The sequence below is a fragment of the Methylobacterium sp. CM6241 genome (genome assembly GCF_054817845.1).
The window spans coordinates 3353819-3377774 of sequence record NZ_CM139246.1 but is presented as its reverse complement, the minus strand read 5'-3'; the positions used below and the strand labels follow the sequence as shown (position 1 = coordinate 3377774).

The 23956-nt window shown below is 68.5% G+C and carries 22 protein-coding genes; 12 read left to right on the top strand and 10 right to left on the bottom strand.

What is annotated here, in order from left to right; genetic code table 11:
• Window positions 1-116: 116 nt before the first annotated feature.
• The 5 genes from ACYQR9_RS15805 to ACYQR9_RS15785 all read right to left on the bottom strand — a co-directional run bounded on the left by ACYQR9_RS15805 (window position 117) and on the right by ACYQR9_RS15785 (window position 6059).
• Complete coding sequence (locus tag ACYQR9_RS15805; protein WP_461227235.1) at window positions 117-821, bottom strand: ABC transporter ATP-binding protein; 705 nt, start codon at window positions 819-821, stop codon at window positions 117-119.
• Window positions 808-2730, bottom strand: coding sequence for a branched-chain amino acid ABC transporter ATP-binding protein/permease (locus ACYQR9_RS15800; RefSeq protein ID WP_461227233.1), 1923 nt, complete (start codon window positions 2728-2730; stop codon window positions 808-810). The genes ACYQR9_RS15805 and ACYQR9_RS15800 overlap by 14 nt, the downstream gene beginning before the upstream one ends.
• The gene (locus ACYQR9_RS15795) at window positions 2730-3605 is read right to left on the bottom strand and encodes a branched-chain amino acid ABC transporter permease (RefSeq protein ID WP_056434011.1); all 876 of its coding nucleotides are present in this window, start codon (window positions 3603-3605) and stop codon (window positions 2730-2732) included. Before ACYQR9_RS15795 ends, ACYQR9_RS15800 begins: the two co-directional genes overlap by 1 nt.
• Window positions 3606-3616: 11 nt before the next feature.
• Window positions 3617-4930 carry a substrate-binding protein gene (locus ACYQR9_RS15790; RefSeq protein WP_461225406.1) on the bottom strand — a complete coding sequence of 438 codons (1314 nt, stop codon included), beginning with the start codon at window positions 4928-4930 and terminating at the stop codon, window positions 3617-3619.
• A 112-nt stretch (window positions 4931-5042) separates the two neighbouring features.
• Window positions 5043-6059, bottom strand: a complete 1017-nt coding sequence (locus tag ACYQR9_RS15785; RefSeq protein ID WP_461227231.1) for a carbon-nitrogen hydrolase family protein — start codon at window positions 6057-6059, stop codon at window positions 5043-5045.
• A gap of 148 nt (window positions 6060-6207) precedes the next feature.
• Between ACYQR9_RS15785 and ACYQR9_RS15780 the strand changes: the two genes are divergently transcribed.
• Window positions 6208-7212: a LysR family transcriptional regulator gene (locus ACYQR9_RS15780; protein ID WP_461227229.1), complete on the top strand. Its 1005-nt coding sequence runs from the start codon at window positions 6208-6210 to the stop codon at window positions 7210-7212.
• A gap of 60 nt (window positions 7213-7272) precedes the next feature.
• On the opposite strand, the gene ACYQR9_RS15775 is transcribed toward ACYQR9_RS15780, so the two are convergent.
• The gene (locus ACYQR9_RS15775; RefSeq protein WP_419951184.1) at window positions 7273-7794 is read right to left on the bottom strand and encodes a MarR family winged helix-turn-helix transcriptional regulator; all 522 of its coding nucleotides are present in this window, start codon (window positions 7792-7794) and stop codon (window positions 7273-7275) included.
• A 151-nt stretch (window positions 7795-7945) separates the two neighbouring features.
• Here ACYQR9_RS15775 and ACYQR9_RS15770 point away from each other — a divergent pair, with 151 nt between their 5' ends.
• The 11 genes from ACYQR9_RS15770 (at window position 7946) to ACYQR9_RS15720 (ending at window position 19843) form a co-directional block, all read left to right on the top strand.
• Complete coding sequence (locus ACYQR9_RS15770) at window positions 7946-9220, top strand: amidohydrolase/deacetylase family metallohydrolase (protein ID WP_461227227.1); 1275 nt, start codon at window positions 7946-7948, stop codon at window positions 9218-9220.
• A 25-nt stretch (window positions 9221-9245) separates the two neighbouring features.
• On the top strand, window positions 9246-10112 hold the full coding sequence (locus ACYQR9_RS15765; RefSeq protein ID WP_461227225.1) for an alpha/beta hydrolase: 867 nt from the start codon (window positions 9246-9248) through the stop codon (window positions 10110-10112).
• A complete protein-coding gene (locus ACYQR9_RS15760; RefSeq protein ID WP_461227223.1) occupies window positions 10109-12481 on the top strand; it encodes a xanthine dehydrogenase family protein molybdopterin-binding subunit in 2373 nt (790 codons plus the stop codon). The genes ACYQR9_RS15765 and ACYQR9_RS15760 overlap by 4 nt, the downstream gene beginning before the upstream one ends.
• Window positions 12478-13353, top strand: coding sequence for an FAD binding domain-containing protein (locus tag ACYQR9_RS15755; RefSeq protein WP_461227221.1), 876 nt, complete (start codon window positions 12478-12480; stop codon window positions 13351-13353). The genes ACYQR9_RS15760 and ACYQR9_RS15755 overlap by 4 nt, the downstream gene beginning before the upstream one ends.
• On the top strand, window positions 13350-14573 hold the full coding sequence (locus ACYQR9_RS15750; protein ID WP_461227219.1) for a xanthine dehydrogenase family Fe-S subunit: 1224 nt from the start codon (window positions 13350-13352) through the stop codon (window positions 14571-14573). The genes ACYQR9_RS15755 and ACYQR9_RS15750 overlap by 4 nt, the downstream gene beginning before the upstream one ends.
• A gap of 43 nt (window positions 14574-14616) precedes the next feature.
• Window positions 14617-15768: an ABC transporter substrate-binding protein gene (locus ACYQR9_RS15745; protein ID WP_461227217.1), complete on the top strand. Its 1152-nt coding sequence runs from the start codon at window positions 14617-14619 to the stop codon at window positions 15766-15768.
• Between the two features lie 337 nt (window positions 15769-16105).
• Complete coding sequence (locus tag ACYQR9_RS15740) at window positions 16106-16978, top strand: branched-chain amino acid ABC transporter permease (RefSeq protein ID WP_461227215.1); 873 nt, start codon at window positions 16106-16108, stop codon at window positions 16976-16978.
• Window positions 16975-18012: a branched-chain amino acid ABC transporter permease gene (locus ACYQR9_RS15735; protein WP_207412492.1), complete on the top strand. Its 1038-nt coding sequence runs from the start codon at window positions 16975-16977 to the stop codon at window positions 18010-18012. The genes ACYQR9_RS15740 and ACYQR9_RS15735 overlap by 4 nt, the downstream gene beginning before the upstream one ends.
• The gene (locus ACYQR9_RS15730) at window positions 18009-18824 is read left to right on the top strand and encodes an ABC transporter ATP-binding protein (RefSeq protein WP_461227212.1); all 816 of its coding nucleotides are present in this window, start codon (window positions 18009-18011) and stop codon (window positions 18822-18824) included. Before ACYQR9_RS15735 ends, ACYQR9_RS15730 begins: the two co-directional genes overlap by 4 nt.
• A complete protein-coding gene (locus tag ACYQR9_RS15725) occupies window positions 18817-19521 on the top strand; it encodes an ABC transporter ATP-binding protein (protein ID WP_461227210.1) in 705 nt (234 codons plus the stop codon). Before ACYQR9_RS15730 ends, ACYQR9_RS15725 begins: the two co-directional genes overlap by 8 nt.
• A complete protein-coding gene (locus tag ACYQR9_RS15720; RefSeq protein WP_461227208.1) occupies window positions 19493-19843 on the top strand; it encodes a Rieske (2Fe-2S) protein in 351 nt (116 codons plus the stop codon). The genes ACYQR9_RS15725 and ACYQR9_RS15720 overlap by 29 nt, the downstream gene beginning before the upstream one ends.
• Window positions 19844-19913: 70 nt before the next feature.
• Here ACYQR9_RS15720 and ACYQR9_RS15715 read toward each other — a convergent pair whose 3' ends face one another.
• The 4 genes from ACYQR9_RS15715 to ACYQR9_RS15700 are packed head-to-tail and all read right to left on the bottom strand — an operon-like array spanning window position 19914 to window position 23877.
• Window positions 19914-20849, bottom strand: coding sequence for a phosphotransferase (locus ACYQR9_RS15715; protein ID WP_207412488.1), 936 nt, complete (start codon window positions 20847-20849; stop codon window positions 19914-19916).
• A 10-nt stretch (window positions 20850-20859) separates the two neighbouring features.
• A complete protein-coding gene (locus tag ACYQR9_RS15710; RefSeq protein ID WP_461227206.1) occupies window positions 20860-21828 on the bottom strand; it encodes a phosphotransferase in 969 nt (322 codons plus the stop codon).
• Window positions 21825-23117 carry an allantoate amidohydrolase gene (locus ACYQR9_RS15705; protein ID WP_461227204.1) on the bottom strand — a complete coding sequence of 431 codons (1293 nt, stop codon included), beginning with the start codon at window positions 23115-23117 and terminating at the stop codon, window positions 21825-21827. The genes ACYQR9_RS15710 and ACYQR9_RS15705 overlap by 4 nt, the downstream gene beginning before the upstream one ends.
• Window positions 23110-23877 (bottom strand): DeoR/GlpR family DNA-binding transcription regulator, encoded by a 768-nt coding sequence (locus tag ACYQR9_RS15700; protein ID WP_461227202.1) that lies wholly within the window; start codon window positions 23875-23877, stop codon window positions 23110-23112. Before ACYQR9_RS15700 ends, ACYQR9_RS15705 begins: the two co-directional genes overlap by 8 nt.
• Window positions 23878-23956 lie beyond the last annotated feature (79 nt).

The following is a 23956-nucleotide window of genomic DNA, read 5'->3' as shown; positions in this document are numbered from 1 at the left end:
ACGATTCGGCCGCGAGCGACCGCCTTCTCGGAACGGGGTTCGGACGCTCAGGATCGCATGGAAACCGCCTGGGTCGAGAGGGGGGGCCGGGCCATTGCCTCGGCGGACGGTGGACCTCATGCGGCCAGCCCCATGAAGGCGCGCATCGGCGAGGGGTCGCGGCGAAGGTCGGCCGCCGATCCTTCATAGACGACGTGGCCGTTGTTGAAGCCGTAGACCCGCTGGGCGAAGCTGAGCACCGCGGCCACGTTCTGCTCCACCACGACGATCGTCCGGCCCTCCTGGGCGAGGCGGCGCGTGAGGGCGATCAGGTCCTGCACGATCAGCGGCGCCAGGCCCTCGAACGGTTCGTCGAGGAGGATGATCCGGGGGTCGCGGATGAGTGCTCGGGCGATCGACAGCATCTGCTGCTCGCCGCCCGACAAGGTCCGGCCCCGCGACGTCCGGCGCTCCTTCAGGCGCGGGAAGACTTCCCAGACCCGGTCGAGGGACCAGCCCTTCGGTGCGGTGAGGCGGGCGACGCGCAGGTTCTCCTCCACCGTGAGGGTGCCGAAGATGGCGCGTTCTTCGGGCACGAGCTGCATGCCGACCCGCGCGATCTTCTCGGGTGGTAATCCCTGGATCTGTTTGCCATTGAGGCGGATCGTGCCGCTACGTGGGGAGAGGGCGCCCATCAGGGTCCGGAGCGTCGTGGTCTTGCCGGCCCCGTTGCGGCCGAGCAGGGCCACGACCTCGTTCTCCTCGACCCGGAGCGAGACGTCGAAGAGGACGTGCGAATCCCCATAGAGGGTGTTGATGCCCTCGACCTCAAGCAGGCTCATGCGTGGCTCCCAGGATCGTGGTTCCCTCGCCGGAGGCTTCGTCCGGGGCAGCACCCAGATAGGCCTTCTGCACCGCCGGGTCGCGGCGCACGGTCTCGGCGGGCCCGTCCGCGAGAAGGCGCCCTTCGCTCAGGACGGTGATTCGCTCGGCGAGATCGAAGACGGCATCGAGGTCGTGTTCGACGAGGAGGATCGTGCAGGAACGACCGATCCGCCTGATGAGTGCGCAGGTCGCGACGCGTTCCGAGGGGCTCATGCCGGCCAGTGGCTCGTCGAGGAGGAGAACGTTGGGGCTGGTGGCCAAGGCCATGCCGATCTCGAGCCGGCGCTTCTCGCCATAGGCCAGGATGCCGACGCGCGTCTCGGCCCGCATCCCGAGATCGAGGATGCTCAGCATGGTCTCGACCTGCGCCTCCACCTCCGCCCGGCCCGTGGCTGGGGCGAGAAGGTCGAGACGGTATCGCCCGCGAGCCCTGGCGAGGGCCGCCACCCGCAGGTTCTCCCGTACGGAGAGGTTGAGAAAGAGCTGGTTGAGCTGGTTGCTCTTGGCGACGCCGCGCTGCGTCGCCTCCGTCACGCCCGCCCCCGTGAGCCGCTCGCCGAATAGCAGGACCGATCCCGCGCTTGGGGTCACCTCGTCGGAGAGCATCTTGAAGAGCGTGCTCTTGCCGGCGCCGTTCGGGCCGATCACCGCATGGATCGAGCCGCGCCGGACCTGGAAACTCACGCCGTCCACGGCCTTGAGGCCCCCGTAATGTCGGGCGAGCCCTCGAGCTTCCAATGCGATCTCCGCATGGGCGGTGCGACCGTTCACTGCCGGTCGTGGCATGGGCAGCGCGACCTCGGCCGGGATTTCCGGCGCGACGATACCTCCCGAAGCGATGGCGTCCTCGATCGCCTCCGTGCGTGCCTTCGCGGCGCGGAGGCGGATCGCCTCGCCGCGCTGTTGCCAGCGATGCAGGATCTCTCCGCAGATGCCGCGCCGCAGGCCCATCACCAAGCCGATGAAGGCTACGCCCAGGATCAGCTTCCAGAGGGAGCCGAAGCCCGGAATGAGCTGGAGGTTGTCGCGCAGCCACAGCCAGAGCACGGCGCCCACGAGGGGCCCCACGAGCGTTCCGACCCCGCCCACGATGGTCTGCACCACCAGCTGGCCCGAGGTCTCCAGCGCGAAGGCGTCCGGCGGCATGTAGCTCTGGAAGGAACCCAGCATCGCGCCGGCGAGGCCCGCATAGAGGGCCGCGATGGTGAAGGCCGCGAGCTTGTAGGCCGGCACGTCGTGGCCGAGCATGGCCACGCGCGGGGTGTTCTCCTTGATCGCTTTCAGGATGAGCCCGACCGGCGAGTGCACGATGCGCCGGGCCAGCACGAAGCCGAGGAAGAAGGTCGCCGCGAGGAGCGCGTACATGGGGAGGCCGGCGGTGATCCGCACGGCCCACGTCCCGAAGCCGATCACCGGCACCGGAACCCCCGCGATGCCGTTCTCACCGCCGGTATAGTCGGAGAGCGGCGAGTTCTGGATGAAATAGGCCATCTGCCCGAAGGCCAGGGTGATCATGGCGAAGTAGATGCCGATGCGTCGCACGGCGAGCCAGCCGACCGCGAGGCCGAACAGGCCGGCCGCCAGCGTGCCGATCAGGAAGGCGAGCCAGACACTCTGGATCAGACCCGAGACCAGCAGATAGGCGGCGACGAACCCGCCTGCCCCGTAGAAGGCCGCCTGGCCGAAGGAGAGCAGGCCGGCGAGCCCGAACAGGATGTCGAGGCCAAGGCCGAACAGCGCCCAGTTGAGCGCCCGCGACAGCAGGTCGTGCGAGAAGCCGAGCGGCGGCAGGAGGATCGGCGCGGTGAGGAGGACGACGAGGAGGGCGAGTTCGGGCCAGGCTCTGCGCAGCGGACGGACGCCCATCAGACCCGGCCCTCCGTGCCGAACAGCCCTTGCGGCCGCGCCACCAGGACGAGGGCCATCAGGCCGTAGAGCATCACCTCCGAATAGGCGGAGTTGAAGGCACTGGTCAGGCTGATGATTTCGCCCGCGATCAGGCCGCCGACGATGGCACCGGGGAAGGAGCCGAGGCCCCCCAGCACGATCACCACGAAGGACTGAACCATGAAGCTCGCGCCCATGTCGGGCGTGACCGCGACGACGGGGGCGTAGAGCATGCCGGCGAGGCCGACGGCGACGATGCCCACCGCGAAGACGAAGAGGAAGGTGCGTCGCACGTCGATGCCGAGAATGCCGACCATGCCGGCATTCTCGATGCCGGCCCGCACGACCAGTCCCACCGAGGTCCGGTACAGGACAAGGTAGAGGCCCACCAGCAGCGCCGCGATGATGCCGATCAGCTGGAGACGGTAGGTCGGGTAGACCAGAAAGCCGAGCTTCGTCGCGCCGGTACCCCAGGAGGGGACGGGCACCCGCTGGCTGTTGCCGCCGAACCAGGTCCGCAAGGCTTCCACCAGCACCATGCCGATCCCGTAGGTGACGAGGATCTGGTCCTCGTCCGGCCGGGCATAGAAATGGCGGATGATGAGCCGCTCCATGGCAAAGCCGATGATGAGCATCACGGCGCAGCCGCCGAGCAGGGCGAGCACGAAGGAGTGCGTCGCCTGCATCATCACGAAGGCGGTGTAGGCGCCCACCGCGAACAATGCGCCATGGGCGAAGTTAAGCACGCCCAGCGTGCCCAGGATGATGGTGAGCCCGCTGGAGACCAGCGCCAGCAGGCTGCCGAGGGCGAGGCCGTTGAAGGCCTGGGAAAGGAGGACGGCGGTGCTCGGCATGGTCGTGTGCCTCAGGTGTAGGGTCCGAGCTTGCACCCGAACAGGTCGGGCGGGTTCATCACCGTCTCGCCGTCGACGAGATCGACGACTTCGTAGAAATCTTCCGGGCCCTTCATGGCCGAAGGCGCCTTGCCGCGCAGGATCGGGATCGGCCGGACCATCTGGTGGTCCTCTGCCCTGTAATAGACGCGGCCGATCGTGGTCTCGTAGGGTTGGGACTTCGAGCCCTCCATCACCTTGATGATGTCGACAGGATTGAACCCCCCTGCCCGCTCCACCGAGAGCGCCCAGAGGTAGGTCTGCATGTAGGCGATGTGGGCGCCCCAGCGCGGACGGTACTTGTTTCGGGCAAAGAACGCCTCGACGAAGGTCTTGGCCAGGGGATAGCGGTCCTCCAGCGTCCACCAGAAATCGCAGGAGCCGTAGACGCCCTGCATCAGCTCGGGCCCCACCTCCTTGTCCTGGAAGGAGGAGAGGTTGGGCACCACGAGCTTCATGCTGGAGAGGACGCCGAACTGTTCGGCTTGCTTCGTGGAGGCCACCGCGTCGGACCCGAAGCAGATATTGACGAAGACATCGGCGCCGCTGTTGGCGATGTTGAGAAGCGCCGAGCTGTAATCGGCCGTGCCCAGGGGCACCGTCTCCTTCAGAACCTGTGTCCAGCCCTGCTCCTTCGAGAATTTTGAGAAGGAATCGTAGACCGTCTGGCCATAGGTATAGTCGGGGACGAGGAAGGCGGCCTTGAGGTTCTTGCCCAATGCTTTGGCGACGACGGGCGCGAGGGCCTTGGCCGCCATGTAGGCGTTCTGCTGCGAGCGGAAGCCGTAGCGTTGGCAGTTCTTGCCGGTGACGTCGTTCGAGCCGGCGATGCCGACCATGTAGAGGACCTTGTCGCGGCTCGCGAGCTCCTCGAGGGCGATGGCTTCGGCGCTGCTGACGGAGCCCTGGAACAGGATTGCCTTGTCGCGCTGGATGAACTGGGTCGCGGCCTGGACCGCGACGTTGGGCTTGCCCTCGGTGTCGGCGATCTTGTGGCGGATCTGGCGCCCGAGCACGCCCTTTCCCTTGAGGCCCCAGGCAGCGGGGATCTCGCCGCCCGCGTTGATCTGCGCGATGGCCAGCTCATAGCCGAGCTTGAGGTCGCTGCCGTCACCGGAGAACACCCCGGTCAACGGCATGTTGAGGCCCACGAACACCGAATCCGTGCCCACCCCCTCCGGAAAGGTGCCGATCTGTGCGGGACTCTGGGCGCGGGCACCGCGCAGGTCCGGCAGCATCAGGCCGGCGGCACCGGCGAGGAGGAGCGTGCGACGATCGAGCATCAGGGGTCTCTCCGGTCTGGCTTCGAGGGGTCTGTTCGGGTGCTCTAAGGTTTCTGTGCTTGGGACTCGGTCGGGATCAGGGATGCACGGGGCGTGTCGGCTTGGCGTCAGCAAGTCACGCGCCGGTCGCCACAGGCGGCAGCGGATCGGGCGCAAGCGCCGGACCGTCCCGGAACTGTGCGGGCACGAGCCGCTGGCGGTTCACGGCGAGGTCGAAGACGTCGAAGCGGTTGTAGTAGCCCACCACGTCGTGGAACTGCTTGGGCTCGACGCAGGCGTTGAGGTCGATCTCCGCGTAGAGAATCCCCTCCTCCTGCAGCGCCTCGCCGATCTGCGTGCCGGTCGGATCGACGAAGAACGAGGCGGCGCGCGGCGTTCCGTCGAGCACCTCGGCGGCGCCCGGATCGCGCGCCGCCAGGAAGTCGTAGGCGTCCCGGTCCAGCACGCCGGCCGTGACCAGTCCGAAGGCCTTGGCCTCGAAGCAATGGGCACTGGCGCGCAGGCGGTTGGCGGCGAGGTTGTCGTAATTGCCGCCGCCCTGTGGCCGGCGCGTCGGCCAGACCGGAGGCCAGGACGAGATGTGGAACTGCTCGCCCTGCGCCATCAGGGCATAGCGCGCGAGCGGGTTGGTGTTTTCGCCGCAGATGAGCTGGCCGATGCGGCCGATCCCCGTCTCCACCACTTTAAGCCCGGCCCCGTCGCCCGAGGCCCAGATGAGCTTCTCGTAATAGGTCGGCATCAGCTTGCGGTGGTGGTTGAGGATCGTGCCATCCTCCCCGATGAAAAGGTTTGCGTTCCAAAGGCAGCCCACGCTGGCGGGCGATCGCTCGCTGATGCCGATCGATACGAAGATGCCTGCCGCCCGCGCCGCCTGCTGGATCCGCGCGATCTCCGGTCCGTCGACGAGGACCGACTGCTCCGCCATGCGGGCGAACAGATCGTGGTTGTCGATGGGAGCCGAGAGGGCGGCCCAGACCGGAAAGGCCGGGATGAAGGTCTCGGGAAAGGCGACCAGCGCGGCGCCGGCCCGCGCCGCCTCTTCGATCAGGGCGACCGCCTTGGCGGTGGTCGCGGCGGCATCGAGGAAGACGGGTGCTGCGTGAATTGCTGCGGCCTTGAACCGTGGAAGCATCGGGGTTTCCCTTTCCACGCCGAAGTTACGTGGTGGAATCGGCTTGCGAAGCGGGCAATTCTGCAAGGCGCCTTGCAGGATGTCTCCGGGATGATGTCCGGGCCGGCGCACAGGGGCGACTGGCGCACATCTTGCGCCCGCTTCGACCATGCAGACCTTCGATCTCCTGGACTGGAACGACATCAAGGTCTTCCTGGGAGCGGCCCGTGGCGGAAGTCTCGCCGCCGCGGCCAAGCGCCTGAAGGTCGACCAATCCACTGTGAGCCGGAGGCTGGCGAACCTGGAGAGCGTCCTCGGCCTCGCACTCTTCGAGCGCGTGCCGTCGGGGCTCCGTCTCAGCGATATGGGGCAGCGCATGCTCCAGCATGCCGAGCAGGTCGAGAGCGCGGTCATCTCCCTCCGGCACGAGGATCATTCTGGCGATGGCCGTATCGGGGGGCGCGTACGGCTCGCCACGATGGAAGGCATTGCCTCCCTGTACCTCGCCGAGCGCCTCTCGAGCTTGAGAGACCGCCACCCCGACTTGATGATCGACCTCGTGACCTCGGCTCAGACCGTCTACGTCAACCGTCGCGAGGCCGACCTCTTCCTCAGCTTCTTCAAGCCACCGGGGAGAGGGTTGGTCTCGGAGCAGATCGGAGCGTTCCGGCTTGGCCTGTATGCGGCGCCGAGCTACCTCGCGCGGCATGGATGCCCCGTCGATCTATGGGCGCTGAAGGAGCACCGCTTCGTCTCTTACGTCGAGGATCTCATACAGGTCGATTGCGTCCGCTGGCTGGACGACGTGCTCGACGAGCCCCGGACGGTGTTCCGCTCCACCAGCATGATCGCGCAGAAGAGCGCGGCACTCGGAGGGCTCGGCCTCGTTCTGCTGCCGAGCTTTGCGGTGACGGCCCGTGACGACCTCGTTCCGGTTCTGCACGGGAGCGCATTCACGACCCGGGAACTCTGGCTCAACGTTCACGCGGATCTTCAATTCGTGCCCCGCATCCGGGCCGTCATGGCCTTCCTGAAGGGCACGATTACAGCGGATGCACAGTTTCGGGTGTCGGCGGACGATGCCGCTCCACCGGCGGCTCGCCATGTCGGGGAACCGCCGCGGAAGCGCGTTCCGAGTGTTCAACCGCGATGCGAGACAGTGCATTCTGCATGATCGTCGGGCGGTCACCCGCCTGCGCGCTGGAGGCCTGCGGGCGCTTCTCTGCGGGGCCGCTCAATTCACGAGCCCGTCCGCGTCCCGACGTTGCTGATGGGCGGCGGTGATCTTCTTCATGAGCCGGATTAGTGTCGCCTGCTCCTCTTCCGAAAGGGGTTCGAGCGTCGCGTCATGGGCCTGACGCGCGGCCGTCTCCATCTGCCCCAGCAGCGCACGGCCTGCCTGGGTCAGGCGACAGCGTTGAGAACGCCGATCGGTTGGCGAAGCAGAGCGTTCGACGTATCCGCGTAGCTCCAGGCGTTTGAGGGCGCCGGTCGTCGTCGTCCTGTCCAAGGCGACCGCATTGGCCAAGGTTGTCTGGTCGGCTTCCTCACGTTCTGCCAGTAGAGAGAGCAGGCTGTACTGCAGGGGAGTGACGCGGAAAGCGCCACAACGCTCTGAAAATAGGCTGACATGGATCTGATGTAGCCGCCGCATCAGAAAACCCGGCCGTTCCGGCAGGAGCCAAGGCGTTCCGAGGGGCTGAAGAGCCTCCGGTGATGGCGCCGCATCCGCTTCAGCCAGCCCGCTTTCGTTCATCTGCGTCCTGTCTCCCGCTCCGGATCCGAAGCCCGGACGGTTCCTGGCACGTAACATGCCTAGGCAGATATACGAAGCATACTTCGCATTTCCCTGGTCACGTCCGTGCGAGGCAAGGCGAAGGCCGACGCGCGACGATGGAGGAGACGGAATGGACGCTGGTCGCTACGACATGCTGCTGCGCGGCGGACGGGTCATCTGCCCGGCCTCTAGCATCGACGGCATCAAGGATGTCGCCATCCGCGACGGACGGATCGCCGCCGTCGAAGACAACATCATACCGTCCTCCGCCACCGAGGTGGTGAACGTCTCCGGCAAGCTCGTCCTGCCGGGGATGATCGACACCCACGGGCACGTCTACCAATACGTCACCGGTCGGTTCGGACTGCCGCCGGACATGGTCGGCGTGCGCTCGGGCGTGACCACGGTGATCGACCAGGGCGGCGCGTCCTGCATGACCCTGCCGGGCTTCCGCCACTTCATCGCGGAGAAGGCCGAGACCCGGATCTACGCGTTCCTTTCCGCCTATCTGGTCGGCGGCCTCGAAGGTCACTTCTACCCGAACCTCTACAGCCCGGACGGGGTCGACATCGACGCCACGGTGAAGTCGGCGGTGGAGAACCGTGACCTCGTGCGCGGCATCAAGGGTCATGCGGAGATCGGGGGCTTCGCCCGTTGGGGCATCAAGGTGATGGAGATGGCGGCCGAGATCAGCCGCCGGGCCGACCTGCCGCTCTACGTGCATTTCGGCCAGCTCTGGGGCCTGCCCGAGAACGGCGCCAATGGCGAGGACGCCAACACCATCATGGAGCGGGTGATCCCGCTGCTGCGTCCCGGGGATTTCCTCGCCCACCCGTTCACCCGGCATCCCGGCGGCTTCATCAATGAGGAGGGCGTCGTCCACCCGATCATCCGGGCGGCGATGGATGCGGGCCTCCGGGTCGATGTCGGGCATGGCAGCCACTTCTCCTACCGGGTGGCCCGCGCCTCCCTGCCGGCGGGCGTCGTGCCCTACACGCTGGGCGCCGACATGCACGGCTACAACACCGAGGTGCCTCGGCCGGCGGGCACGCCCGACGAGCACCACGACGACGAGAACCACCCCTTCCTGGGCCAGGCCCGCTTCAGCCTGACCCAGGCGATGAGTTCGATGATGGCTTTGGGCCTCAGCCTCGAACAGGTCGTCCCCATGGTGACGAAGCATCCGGCGGAGATGCTGGGCCTGTCCGACCGGATCGGTGCCCTGACGCCGGGTTTCGCCGCCGACGTCTCGGTGCTGCACGACCATCGCGGCCGTTTTCTGCTGCGCGACAACGAAGACACCCAGATCATTGCCCAGCGCCTGCTGCAGCCGGCCTTCTGCCTGCGCGCCGGCCGCCGCTTCGACGCCGACTCGCCGATCCTGCCCAGCGCCATCGCGGCCTGACCCTGGCACCCAAGGAGACGACCGCATGAGGGCCGATCCGTCCCCGCTGCCGCCCGACCCCCGGCACGATTGGTCTCGCCTCGACCGGGCAGCGCGCGATGCCGCCTACGACAACAACGCGGCGGTGCCCGATGCCGCCGCCCAGGCCGCGGCGCGCAACGCGGCCTCCGCCGCCTACCGCGCTGCGCATCCGGGCGCCCTCGACATCCCCTATGCGTCGGCGCCCCGCACGGCCCTCGACCTCTATCCGGCGACAAACCCGGCGGCGCCCTGCCTCGTCTTCATCCATGGCGGCTATTGGCAGCGCAATTCTCGTGACCTGTTCGCCTGCTTCGCCGAAGGCCCCGCCGCTGCTGGCTGGTCCGTGGCGATGCCCGGCCACACCCTCGCCCCCGAGGCGAGCCTGACGCAAATCGTCGAGGAGATCGGCCTGGCCCTCGACTGGCTGGCCGAGCACGGGCCGGCGCACGGCCTCGGTGGCCCACTGGTCCTCGCCGGCTGGTCGGCGGGGGCGCATCTCGCGGCGATGCAGCTGCATCACCCAGCCGTGGTGGCGGGGCTCGCGATCTCGGGCGTCTACGAACTCGGGCCCATCCGCGACACCGGGCTGAACGATGCCCTCTCCCTCACCGACGCGGAGGTCGCGGCCTTGTCGCCCCTGCGCCTGCCGGTGGTGGGGAAACCCCTGGCCATCGCCTACGGCACGGCCGAGCGCCCGGCCCTCGTGCACGACGCCCGCGACTTCCACGCCCTGCGCAGCGCCCACCACGCGCCGGGGCCGCTCCTTCCCGTCGCGGGGGCCGAACACTTCTCGATCTTGAGCGAACTGCGTCGTCCCGGCGGCGTGCTGGTGCGCGCCGCGATCGATCTCATCGAGGGGAGACACGCATGAGCGACGCGATCCTGCTCACCGAGGGCGTCGGCGCGCGTCTGCCCCGCAAGGAAGACGACCGCCTGATGCGCGGGCGTGGGCACTATGTCGGCGACCTGCGCCTACCCGGCCTGCAGGACGTCGCCTTCGTCCGCAGCCCCCTGGCGCATGCCCGCATCCGGTCGATCCACGTACCGGAGGCCTTTCGCCACCACGTGTTCACGGCGGCCGACCTCGCGGACGTGCAGCCGATCCGGGCCGTTTCGGGGCTCGCCGGCTTCAAGGTCTCCGAGCAGCCGGTCCTCGCCAAGGACAAGGTCCGGCAGGTCGGCGAATTGCTGGCGATCTGCCTCGCGCCGACTCGAGCGCAAGCCGAGGACATCGCCGCCGCCATCGTCCTCGACCTCGAAGAGCTTCCGGCCGTGCACGACATGCTTGCCGCCCGCGAGCCCGGCTCCGCCCTGGTCCACGAGCATTGGGGCGACAACGTCTTCCTGGAGACCCTGGTCGACGTGAACTTCGCCGCGGCGCTCGATGCCCCGATCAAGGTCTCGCGGACCATCTCCACCGGACGCCAGTGCATGGCGCCCATCGAGGGGCGGGGCACTGTGGTGCATCTCGACCACCGCATGGATCAGCTCGTGGTCCACACGGCGAGCCAGATGCCGCATATCGTGCGCAACGGCCTCTCCGAATGTCTCGGGATCGAGCAGGGGCGCCTGCGCATCGTCTCGCCCGATGTCGGCGGCGGCTTCGGCTACAAGGCGATCCTGCTCGCCGAGGATGTCTGCCTCGCCTGGCTGGCGCTCCGCGTCGGCCACCCCGTGCGCTGGCTGGAAGACCGGCGCGAACACCTCACCGCCAACGCGAATTGCCGCGAGCACCATTACCGCATCACCGCCTATGCGGAGCGGGACGGCACCCTCCGGGGCATCGATTGCGAGGCCACCGTCGATTCCGGGGCCTACTCGGCCTACCCGTTCTCCGCCTGTCTGGAGGCGGCGCAGGTGGCGAGCATCCTGCCCGGCCCCTACGACTTCCCGGCCTATCGCTGCCGGACCTGGTCGGTCGCCACCAACAAGTGCCCGATCCTGCCCTATCGTGGGGTCGCCCGGACCGGCGTGTGTTTCGCCATGGAACTGATCCTCGACGCGGTGGCTGCCGAGGCCGGCCTCGAGCCCTGGACGGTGCGCGAGAAGAACCTCGTGCGGGCCGAGCAGATGCCCTTCGACAACATCACCGCCAAGCATTTCGACAGCGGCGACTATCCGCAGGCGCTGAGACGCGCCCTGAAAGCCATCGATGTCGACGCCGTACGGGCACGGCAGCAGATTCCCGAGCCCGACGGGCGCCGCATCGGCCTTGGGCTCTCGATCTATTGCGAGCAGGCGGCGCACGGCACCTCGGTCTATTCCGGCTGGGGCATCCCCATGGTGCCGGGCCACGAGCAGGCGGGTGCCCGGCTCACTCCCGATGGCGGGCTCGAACTCCGGATCGGCGCGCATTCGCACGGGCAGGGCCTGGAGACGACCCTGGCGCAGGTGGCGCACGAAATCCTCGGCGTGCCGGTGGCGCGGACGCGCCTCGTCCATGGCGACACCGCGATGACGCCGTATTCCACCGGCTCCTGGGGCTCGCGCGTGATGGTGATGTCGGGTGGCGCCGTGGCGGCGGCCTGCCTCGAACTCAGCTTGCGGGCGCTCCGCATCGGGGCGCACCTGCTCCAGGCCGACCCGGCGGACTGCCGTTTCGAGGCGGGCCGCGTCGTCGGTCCCTCGGGCGATGTCGGCCTCGCGCAGATCGCCCACACCTGGTACCGGCGCCCGCAGGATTTGAGCCTGGACGTGAATCCGGGCGGCCTCGAAGTCACTGCCGGTTACAAGCCGCAACGCGATTCCGGCACCTTCTCGTACGCGGCCCATGCGGCCCTCGTCGCCGTGGACCCCGATCTCGGCGCGGTGGAGATCCTCGATTACGTCATCGTCGAGGATGGCGGCACCCTGGTGAACCCGCTGGTGGTGGACGGCCAGATCTATGGCGGCCTCGCGCAGGGGATCGGCACGGCCCTCTACGAGGAGATGCGCTTCGATTCCCGGGGCCAGCCGCTGGCCTCCACCTTCGCCGACTACCTCCTGCCTGGGCCGGCGGAGGTGCCCGAACCCCGCATCGACCACATGGAGACCCCCTCCCCCTACACGCAGTTCGGCGTGAAGGGGATCGGCGAGGGCGGGGCCATCGCGCCCCCGGCCGCGCTCGCCAACGCCATCAACGACGCCCTGCGTCCCCTCGGTGTGGCGATGCTGCATGCGCCGGTGAGCCAGCACCGCATCGTCGAGGCCGTGCTGGAGGCTCGCGACGCGGCCTCTGCCCGCAGCCGGGAGGCCGCATGAAACCCGCCCGCTTCGCCTTTGAGCGCCCCGGCGATCTGCCCGCCCTGCTCGCCCGGCTCGCCACCGCCGAGGGCAGCGTGAAGCTGATGGCCGGGGGGCAATCCCTCGGACCGATGCTGAACCTGCGCCTCGTCGAACCCGACCTCGTCCTCGACATCACGGGCATCCCCGAGCTGCGTCGGGCCTCGGTCGAAGGCGAGACCCTGGTGCTCGGCGCCTGCATCACCCATGCGGATATCGAGGACGGGCGCGTGCCCGACCTCACGGGCGGCGCCATGGCGCGGGTGGCGATGGCCATCGCCTACCGGCCGGTGCGCAATCGCGGCACCATTGGCGGCTCCCTCGTCCATGCCGATCCGGCCGCCGACTGGGTCACGTCGCTGATCGCGCTCGGCGTCGAGGTCGAACTGGCCTCGACATCCGGTCGCCGCCGGCTGTCCTTGGAGGACTTCGTCACCGGCGCCCTCGACGTGGCCCTGGCGCCCGGCGAAATGCTGGTCGCCGTGCGGATTCCCGCCCTCCCTCCCGGTACTGCCTGGGGCTACGTCAAGCATTGCTCCAAGATCGGCGAGTTCGCCCACGCCATCGGGGCCGTGCGGATCGAGCCCCATGCCGGGCGCGGCCGCGTGGTGATCGGCGCCATCGAGCGTGCGCCCCTCGTGATCCCGGACGCATCCGACCTGTTCGGCGGCCGGATCGGACCCGACTTCGCCGAACGCTTCGATGCCCGCGCCGCCGATGCGCGCCTGCGCGAGGCCGGGATGACCGACGCCGTCGACCGCCACGTCCACGTCACCGTGCTGGGCCGCGCCATTGCCCAGGCGGCCGCCGCGCCGCCCTCCCTCACGCCTACTGTCAGCGAGGCCGCATGAGCACCGCCGCGTCAGCCCTTCGCGACGACCGCCTGCCGCTAAACTTCACCGTGAACGGTCGTGCGCGCAGCCTGTGGGCCGAGCCGCGCACGCATCTCGGCGACGTCCTGCGCGACACCCTCGACCTGACCGGGACCCATCTCGGCTGCGAGCACGGAATCTGTGGCGCCTGCACGGTGCTCCTCGACGGCGAGCCGGCGCGGGCCTGCCTGACCTTCTCCGGCGCCTGCGCGGGCGCCGACATCACCACCATCGAAGGGCTCGACGACGACCCGGTCGCCGGTGAATTGCGCGCCGCCTTCAACCGTGAGCACGCCCTCCAGTGCGGCTACTGCACGCCCGGCATGCTCATCGCCGCCCGTGATCTCGTCCTGCGCCTGCCGGACGCCGACGAGCGCCGCATCCGCGCCGGCCTCTCGGGCAACCTGTGCCGCTGCACCGGTTATGTCGGCATCGTCCGCGCGGTGCGCAGCGTCATCGCCGAGCGTCGCGCCCGCGGCATCGCGCCGACGACCGGCGGACAGCGCGGCCTCGGCCCCGTCGGCGCGCGCCTCGGCACGTCGTCCGGCACTGCATCGGATGCGGCCCGCACGCCCCTGCGCCCCGTCGCACAGGCCGAGACCGCGCCGTCGATCGCCGATCTCGACGGCGATTTCGTGCCGGCCCACCGGTTCGACCAGTCCTTCACCGTGGCGCACCCGCCCGACACCGTTTTCGCCTTGTTCGGTGACGTGGAGGCCGTGGCCGCCTGCCTGCCCGGCGCCATGCTGACGGGCCAGCCGAACCCGGACGCGGTCGAGGGCGCGCTTCAGGTGCGGATCGGGCCGATCGCCGCGCGCTTTCGCGGCCGCGCCCGGATCTTTCGCGATGAGGCGGCCCGCACGGGACGCATCCTCGGTGCCGGCAGCGACGCGGGCGGACGCTCCGCCACGCAGGGCGAGATCCGCTACCGCGTCGGGCCGGGCGAGACCCCCGGTACCGCCCGGATCGATCTCGCCGTCGGCTACACCCTCAAGGGACCGTTGGCGCAGTTCGGGCGGCCGGGGCTCGTGCGCGACCTCGCCGGACGCCTCGGGGCCGACTTCGCCGCGAACCTCGAAGCCCGCCTCTCCGGTGCGCCGGCCCCGGCTGCCACGGGCCTCAACCCCCTGCGCCTGCTCCTCACGATGCTGACGACCTCCCTACGCCGGCGTCTCGCCGCATGGGGCCGCCGTCCCTGACCGTCGCCTCCCCCCGCGATCCTGCTCAAGACCGGAGACCACCATGACGCGCAGCCACACGATTCCCGCCTTGACCCTCGCCTTCGTCCTGTCGGCGGGGGTAGCCCACGCGCAGGCGATCCGGATCGGCGTCAACGAGCCCCTCACCGGGCCGTTCGCGGCGTCGGGCACCTACGTGGTCAACGGCGCCCGGATCGCCGCCGACGAAATCAACGCCAAGGGCGGTGTCTTGGGAAAGAATCTCGAACTCGTCGTCGAGGACAACAAGAGTAACCCCACCGAGGCAGCGGCGGTGGCTGAAAAACTCATCACCAGCGACAAGACCCCGGTGCTCATGGGGGCCTGGGGTTCGAGCCTGACGCTCGCGGTGATGCCCAAGCTCGCCGACTACGAGACCGCGATGCTGGTGGAGACCTCGTCGTCGGGCAAGATCACCACTTCGGGCAACCCCTACGTCTTCCGCATCTCGCCGCCCTCGGCCCTGGAAGCCGAGGCCTTCGCGCCGATGGTGGAGAAGCTCGGGCTGAAGAAGGTCGATTTTCTCGCCATCAACAACGACTGGGGCCGGGGGGCGGCGGCCGATTTCGGCAAGATGCTCAAGGGCAAGGGCGTCACGGTCGGCCTCGTGGAGACCATGGACCAGGGCGCGCAGGACATGAGCGCTCAATTGTCCAAGCTGAAGGGCTCGGATGCCGACACGATCATGATCACGGCCGCCGTCGACCAGCTGACGCTTCTGTTCAAGCAGATGGCGGCGCTCGGCCTCAAGAAGCGGATCATCACCACCGGCGGCTCCCAGAACCCCGACCAGATCATCGCCCAGGCGGGCAACGCCGCCGAGGGGACGATGCATCTCACCACCTTCCTGCCCTGGTACCCGGAGAAGACCCCGAACCCGGCGGCCACCGCCTATTTCATCGGCGAATGGAAGAAGCGCGGCTTCGAGTTCGCCGGCGTCACCGAGAGCTTCCGGGGCTACGACGGCATCCGCACCATCGCGGCGGCCATCGAAAAGGGCGGCGCCGCCGATGCGGCCTCGATCAAGAAGGGGTTCTGGTCGGTCGATTTCACCGGCCTCAACGGACAGATCCGCTTCGCCAAGGCCGGCCCCGCCGGGTCCGAGAGCGGCCAGAGCAAGCCCGACGTCTACCTCGTCAAGATCGACGGCGGGAAGGTCGTGGTGCCGACGCTTTAGCCGGGCGCATGCCTCCTGGCTCGCACCCCTCGGGTATCACATGCGGAACAGGCTCTTCTCCTTAGGGCTACTGGATTCCCCCATCTGTTTTTGCAGGCAGAGCGCGTCCCTCTCCCCCTTGTGGGGAGAGGTTAGGAGTGGGGGTGGCTCCGCTAGCCCCCGCAAGCTGAGGGTCGCTCAACCACCCCCACCTCCAACTCCTCCCCACAAGGGGAGGAGGGCCGCCCATCCCGCGCAATTGCCGTCACGCTGACGGACAGGGACCCGCGCCAAGCTCGCTGACTCTGCACTGACGCTCAGCCGACGACCGTATCACCTGCTTACAGGCGAGGCCTCGATGACCGAATTCCTGCAGCACCTCCTCAACACCCTGGTCCTGGGGGGAACCTATGCCCTGCTGGGCATCGGGTTGACCCTGATCTTCGGCATCATGAACGTGGTGAACTTCACCCACGGCGCCCTCTACACGGTGGGCGCCTACGTCATGTACCTCGCCGTCACCGCCCTCGGGCTCGGCTTCTTCGCCGCTCTGCCGACCGCGATCCTCGGCGGCCTCCTGCTCGGCGCAATCCTCGACCTCGTGCTGCTGCGGCCCTTACGCGGCGCCGACATGGACACGACCATGCTGGTGATGATCGGCGCCGGCATCGTCCTGCAATCGGGCACGCTCTGGCTGTTCGGCGGCGTCGCGAAATCGATCCCGACGCCGTTCCCGGATGCGCCCCTCCAACTCGGACCCGTCTCGGTGTCGTGGCTGCGGCTGTTCGTACTGGGCGCGGCTCTCGCGCTGATCGGGCTGACCTACTGGCTCATCAACCGGACCCGCCTCGGCCTCGCCATGCGGGCGACCTTCCAGGACCACGACACCGCCTCGCTGATGGGGGTCAACGTGCGGCTCATCTACACGGCGACCTTCGCCGTCGGCTCCAGCCTCGCGGCAGCGGCCGGCGCGCTCCTCGGGCCGGTCTACGTGGTCTTCCCGCAGATGGGCGGCATGGCCGAGCTGAAGGCCTTCGCCATCGTGATTCTCGGCGGGCTCGGTAACATCACCGGGGCGGCCATCGGCGGCTTCATCCTGGCGCTGGCCGAGGAACTGGGCGCCGGCTACATCTCGTCTGGCTATCGGGACGCCATGGGCTTCCTGATCATCATCGCGGTGCTGATCTTCAAGCCGACCGGCCTCTTCGCCAAGGCGGAGCGTATCGGATGACCCGGCACCTCCCTGCTCTCGCCCTCTTGGCGGCGCTGGCCGCCCTGCCCTTCGCGCTGGGCCACAACCCCTACCTGCTGAACGCGCTGATCACGACGGGCATCGTCACCATCGCGGCCATGAGCCTGAACCTGCTGCTCGGCTTCACCGGGCAGCTCAGCCTAGGGCACATCGCGTTCTTCGGCATCGGCGCCTATGTCAGCGCCCTCACGAGCCTCGGCTTCGATGTGGAACTGTTCTGGGGCCTTCGCATCGTACACGAGCCCTGGCCGCCTGTGGTGGGCTTCGGCCTCGCCGTGCTGGCGACGGCCGCCTGCGGCTACCTCGTCGGCCGCCTCTCCTTCCGGTTGCGGGGTGCCTATTTCGTCATCGTGACGATCTCCTTCGCCGAGGTGGTGCGCCTCGTCGCCCTCAACTGGGTGGAGCTGACCCAGGGGCCCCTGGCGCTGACGGGCATCCCACCCTTCAGCCTCGGCCTGCCCGGCCTCGGCTCCGTCACTCTGCGGACGAAGCTGCAGAACTACTACCTTGTCCTCGTGGTCGGCACGCTCTGCTACGCCCTCATCGCCCGCCTCGTGCGTTCGCGCTTCGGACGGGCCATGCGGGGCCTGAAGGAGAACGAGTCCCTGGCCCTCTCGGTCGGCATCAACGCCACCCGGACCCTGACCCTCGCGGCGGTGATCTCGGCGGCGATGGCGGGGGCGGCCGGCAGCCTCTACGCCCATTACCTGCGCATCATCGATCCCGACGTGTTCCTGTTCTCCACCACGGTGACCATGGTCATCATGGTGGTGGGCGGCGGTAAGGGCACGCTGCTCGGCCCCGTCGTCGGCGGCCTGATCTTCGGCCTGCTTCCCGTCGCCCTGCGGCCGGTCATGGTGCCCGAGGCGCAATGGATGGTGTTCGGTCTCGTGCTGATCGTGATCCAGTTCGTCATGCCCCGCGGCATCGTGCCGGGCCTCACTCGCCTCGCCACGCGCCGTCACGCGCCCGGTGGCGCACCCGCCCGGATGCCCGTGGAGGCCAGGCCATGAGCGAGATCCGCGCTCCCATCCTGTCGGTGGACCATGTCGGCGTGCGCTTCGGCGGCCTCGTCGCCATCGCCGACCTGCATTTCGACGTCCATCCCGGCGAGATCGTCAGCCTGATCGGCCCGAACGGGGCCGGCAAGACGACGGCCTTCAACGTGATGACGGGCTTCCTGAAGCCCAGCCAGGGTCAGGTCCGGTTCCGCGGCACCAGCCTCCAGGGGTTGCAGCCGCACGAGATCGTCCGTCTCGGCCTGAGCCGGACGTTCCAGCGTACGAGCGTGTTCCCCGACGACACCGTGTTCGACAACGTGATGATCGGCCTGCATCGGCGGGGCCGCGCGCGGCTGGTCGACACGCTGCTCGGGCGGGACCGCACCGGCGAGGCGGCTCTGCGAGACCGAGCCCGTGAACTCCTCGACTGGGTCGGGCTCTCAGGCCGGGCTCAGGAGAAAGCCGGGTCCCTGGCCTATGGCGAACAGCGCCTCGTCGGGGTCGCGCTGGCCCTGGCCACCGAGCCTGCCATGCTGCTCCTCGATGAGCCGGTCTCGGGCATGAACGCCTCCGAGACCCAGGTCTTCGTGCGCCTGATCCGCTCGATCCGCGAGCGCGGCGTCACCATCCTCCTCGTCGAGCACGACATGCCGATGGTCATGCAAGTGTCCGACCGGATCGTGGTCCTGAATTACGGCCGCCTCATCGCCGAGGGGCCGCCGGCGGCGATCCGATCCGATCCGGCCGTGATCGAAGCCTATCTCGGCCAGGGCAGTGCCGCCCGCGAAGCCGCACAGGCCGCCAGGGAGACGATCGATGCTTGAGATCCGCGATCTCGTCTGCGGCTATGGCACGGTGACGGCCCTGAAGGGGCTCTCGCTCAAGGTCGGGGAGGGACAGCTCGTGGCGTTGGTCGGCGCCAACGGCGCCGGCAAGTCGACGACGCTCCGGGCCGTCTCGGGACTGATCCCAGCGCGCTCGGGCAGCATTCATTTTGCCGGCCGGAACATCACCGGCACCGACCCGCGCAGGGTGCTGGCCCAGGGCATCGCCCATTGCCCGGAGGGGCGGCGGGTGTTCCCGCAGATGAGCGTCGCGGAGAACCTCGCCATGGGCGCCTACCTGCGGCGCGATCCGCCCGGGGTGTCCGCCGATCTCGCGCGCATCTATGGCGAGTTCCCGCGCCTCGCCGAGCGCAAGCACCAGGCTGCCGGCACCCTTTCGGGCGGCGAGCAGCAGATGCTGGCCATCGGCCGTGCGCTGATGTCCCGCCCCCGGCTCGTCCTGTTCGACGAGCCTTCGCTGGGGCTCGCCCCCAACATCGTCGAGCGCATGTTCGCCGTCATCCGGGCGATCTGCGACGCCGGCACCACGGTCCTGCTCGTGGAGCAGAACGCCTTCGCGGCCCTCGAACTCTGCGACTACGCCTACCTGCTGGAGACCGGCCGCATCGTACTGGCGGGGCCGGGCTCTACGCTGATCGCGGACCCGCATGTGCGCCAAGCCTATCTCGGCGGTTGAAGGCGGGGCCTGGATCCATGCCTGCCGGATCGGGGCCCTGGACGGCCGGGCCATTCTCCCCGTCTTCGTCGCCGGGCGCCATCTCGTGCTCGTGCGGGACGGTGACGGCATCTTCGCGGCGGAACGGGCCTGCCCGCATGAAGGGGCGGATCTCGCCCTCGGCCATTGCTCCAGGGGACGCCTGTTCTGCCCAAGGCACGCGGCATGGTTCGCGCTGACGGACGGTGCCGTCTCGCCGGGATGGTTCTTTCGCGACCTCCGCACCTACCCGACCCGCAGGAACGGGGGCGATATCCAGGTACGGATCGAATCCGACGGATGAGGACGCATGGCATCGCCGGGTTCGCTCGCCGAGACGATCATCTCGGCGCCGCGGCGATGAAGCCCAGTGATCAGAGCGCCTTCAGAAAGATCGGCCAACGCGGATCGTTCATGATCGAGCGGGCCCGCATGTGTTTCCAGATTCCGTATTTGTAGAAGTCGAAATCGAGGGTGGAGATGGTGTTCTGCACCATCGCCCAGGTCGACCATTTCACGTCGGCAAGTGCTTTGTGCACCATCAGGCGGGCGAACGATGCCTCGTCGTAGCGCCCGAAATACGCCTCGATCAGCTCGCGATCGACGCTCTCGGGGAAGAACATCTCTCCGCTCCAGATCGCGAGGTCGTAGAGGCGATCGTTGTTGGAGGCGTATTCGAAGTCGATCAGCAGGATGGAGCCATCCTCGCCAATGAGGAAGTTGCCCGGCATCGGATCGTTGAAACAGGGTACGAGATCGAGACCGGAGGCTTCGAGCGCCGACTGCGCCAAGCGCGTCTGGCGCGTCAGCCACACATGATCGGGCGGCATCGGCGCCTGGAGTTCGGCCACCTGCCGGTCATGTTCGGCGATCATGTCGAACACGGTCTTGGTGAGGGGCAGCAGCGGCGCCGCGTGGAATCGGCGATAGACGCCCATCGCCTCGGCCCGCAGGGCGGGGTCGGCGAAGTCGCGGTGGGTCGAGGGACGTCGGCCATCGACGAACTCGGCGATCTCGATGTCCCGTGCGTCGAGATGATCGAAGGTACGGGGCCCGAGTCCGATCGCTTCGGCCTGCCGGCTGGCGGCGCGGGCGGCGGCGCGATCGATGAACATTTCCGTTCCGCGACCGGGCATCTTCACGAAATAGGCATGCGGTTCGCCATCGATCTCGACGCGCCAATTCATGTTGCTGATGCCGCCCAGGACCGGGCGATAGCGCATGGGGCGTCCCTGCCATGGCGCGACCGAGCGGAGAATGGCCTCGAAGGCGCGTTCGGTATCGGTGGTGCCGCCGCCCAGGGATATCATGCTCGCCTCGTCACAGGGATCTCAGGCTTTCCTCGAAACCCGGTCCACCGACCCGCATCCGGCACCGCAGGAAGCGCCAGGCCGCATATTTGCGGAATTCCAGGGCGCGACGGGGTGACAGGCGGTCCATAGCCAGGGCCCGGAGGCCCCAATGGAGATCGTCGGCGGCGGCATAGGCCCTGCAACGGTGGAAGATGGCGTCGCGGTAAGCCCCTTCCGCCATCTCGATCGCAGGCTTCATCTGGGCGTCGAACTGGCAGGCTTCGCTGAGAAAGGCGCCGAGCTGGTAATGGGGGTCGGTGTCACAGGCCATGTCGAAATCCACGAGCTGGAGCGCGCCGTCCGGGGAGAACAGCAGGTTCGAGGCATGGGGGTCGGCATGGGCCGGACGGATCTCGGTTCCGGCGGCTGTCAGCGCCGCCTCGATGGCGTCGACCCAATCGAACAGGAACCAGGAATCCTGCGGCAGGGTGTCGGCCTCCTCGCCGAGGAATGCGCGAAGCCCGCGGATCGCCTCGAAGACGCTCCAGCGACGTTCGAACGGTTCGCCGGCACCGATGTGCCGGAAGGCTTCGAAGACCGTGACCATGCGCTCGGGCCGGCGCAACGCGTCGAGGGTGGCGGGACGCCATTCGGGGCCGAGAGACTCGAACAGGATCGCGCCCTCCGCCTCGGCCAAGTGGAGGGGGCGAGGCGCAAGACCCAATGAGGCGATCCGTTGCGCTGCCCGGAAGGCAGCGGAGGGATCGAGCAAGGCCGCGGCCGCTCGCTCCCCCACCTTCAGAAAGTAGCGAGGTGCCGCATCCGCGGCCTCGCCGACGAGGTACGAGGTCGATTCGACGCCGTGATAGGACGGCGAGGCGACCCCTGGCACAGCCTCCCGATAGTAGACCGCCCTCCCCGCCAGCATGGGCGCGGCGGCAAGGGCCGCTTCGGCAAGGCGTTCCTGCGTATCCGCCGGCATGCCCAGCGCTTTCACCGGCGCTCCTTCTCCACTTCGAGGACCGACAGGCCCTCGTTGGCCAGGATAAGGAGCATATCCGCCAGGACCTGCGTGCCGAAGGCATGATCCTCCGGCGTGGTGAACTCGGTCGGGTGGTGGATCACGCCGCCGACACTGGGGACGGCCAGCACGATGGAGGGACACACCGCCGCGAGGCTGATCGCATCATGGCCGCCGATCGTGTCGAGGGATCGGGCCGGGGCGCCGTTGGCGTCGCTCGCGCGCTCGGCGAGGCGGACGAGACCGGGCGACATCCGTCCGGCCGCGCGGCGGTCGATGGAGCGGATCTCATGCCCGACTTCGGCCCGTGCGGCCGCCGCCTCGATGCTCGCCAGCAGCCGCGTCTCCGCCTCGGCCAGGATCGCCTGCGATGCGGAACGGAGCTCGATGAACAGCACGGCCTCGCTCGGAACGGTGTTGGGCGAGTTCGGATACACCTCCATCCGGCCGACGGAGGTGTGCAGGTCGAGCCCGAATTCCCCGGCCAGCGCCTTGAGATCGGTGATGACATAGGCCCCGGCCAGGAGAGCGTCGTGGCGCGCCGCCATCGGGGTCGGCCCGGTATGGGCCTGCCGCCCAAGGAAGGCGAGGCGATACTTCACGGCTCCCCAGAACCGCGTGAAGGCACCGAACCGCAGCCCTTCCCGCTCGAGGACCGACTCGCCTTCGATGTGCAACTCGAGATAGGCGTCTGGAATCGGAACGGTATCGGTCCCGGCATAGCCGATGCTCTCCAAAGCTTCGCCGACCGAGATCCCCGCCCCGTCCCGCCGGTCGAGGGCCCAGGCAAGGTCCGCCGCTCCCGTGAAGACGCTGCTGCCGAGGAGACTCGGCTGGAAGCGAGCCCCTTCCTCGTTGGTCCAGTTGGCGACCACGAAGTTGCAGGCGGACCGGCCGCCGCTCTTTTCCAGGCTCTCGCGGACCGCCAGGATGGCCTCGCAGGCGGAGATCACACCGAGTGCGCCGTCGAAACGGCCGCCATTGGGCTGGCTGTCGATATGGGAGCCGACCATCACCACGGGGGCGTTGGCGCCGGCCAGATCGAGGCGACCGAACTGATTGCCGATAGGATCGACCTTCCTCGTGAAGCCGTTCTTGCGGAACCACGTGGCGAGCCAGTCGCGCGCCTGTCCGTCTTTGGGCGAGAGTGTCAGGCGGGTCATGGAGCCGTCCGCTCCGCCGCCGAAAACGGAGACAGCCTCCATCATGGCCTGGAGGCGCGCGGGGTCGATCCGTACGGAAGAGGGTGAGGTCGTCTCAGGCATGGATCACATCCACTCGTGTGCGCTGAAAGGCCCGCGCGATATCGCGCGTGAGAGGGGCGTTGGTGACGAGGGTGTCGACGGCGTCGAGGCCGAAGGTGCGGATCGTGCCGAGCCGGCCGAACTTGGAGGAATCGGCCAGGATGACGGAGTGGCGCGTGCGCTCCACGGCGAAACGGCGCAGGACCGCCTCGTCCTCGCCCAGATCCATGAACCCGTGCGCGTGATGCACGGTGACGATGCCCATGATGGCTACGTCGTAGATGTGCTCGCGCAGGACGGCGAGCGTGCGATGGCCGAACAGGGCCCTGTAGTCCGGCTTCATGTCTCCGCCCAGCACGGTGACCTGCGCCTGGGGATCGCCCGCCAGAAGCGCTGCGATGTCGATGGAGTTGGTGTGAACCCGGATGCGCCGGCCCAGCAACTTGCGGGCGAAGGCCAGTGTCGTGGTGCCCGCATCGATGAAGACGGTCATGCCGTCCTCGACGAGTGGCAGGGCGGCCTCTGCGATCCGCGCCTTCTCCCGGGCGCCGACCCGGACACGTTCGTCGAAGGGCCTGTCGCTCTCTCTCCGGTCGAGGACGGCCCCGCCATAGACCCGCCGCGCATGGCCACACAGTTCGAGGTCGCGCAGGTCGCGCCGCACGGTCTCGGTGCTGATGGCGAGCCGGGTCGCGAGGTCTTTCACGGTCACCCGCCCGTCGCGTTCGAGCGTATCGAGGACGAGATCGAGGCGACGCCCGGTAATCCCCATCGCAGGCATTCCCTCCTTTGCCGCCGATCCGGGGCCATGTGCCCCGGTCCCGACGCCGACCGGGAGATGGGCCCGCCGAAGGAACAAG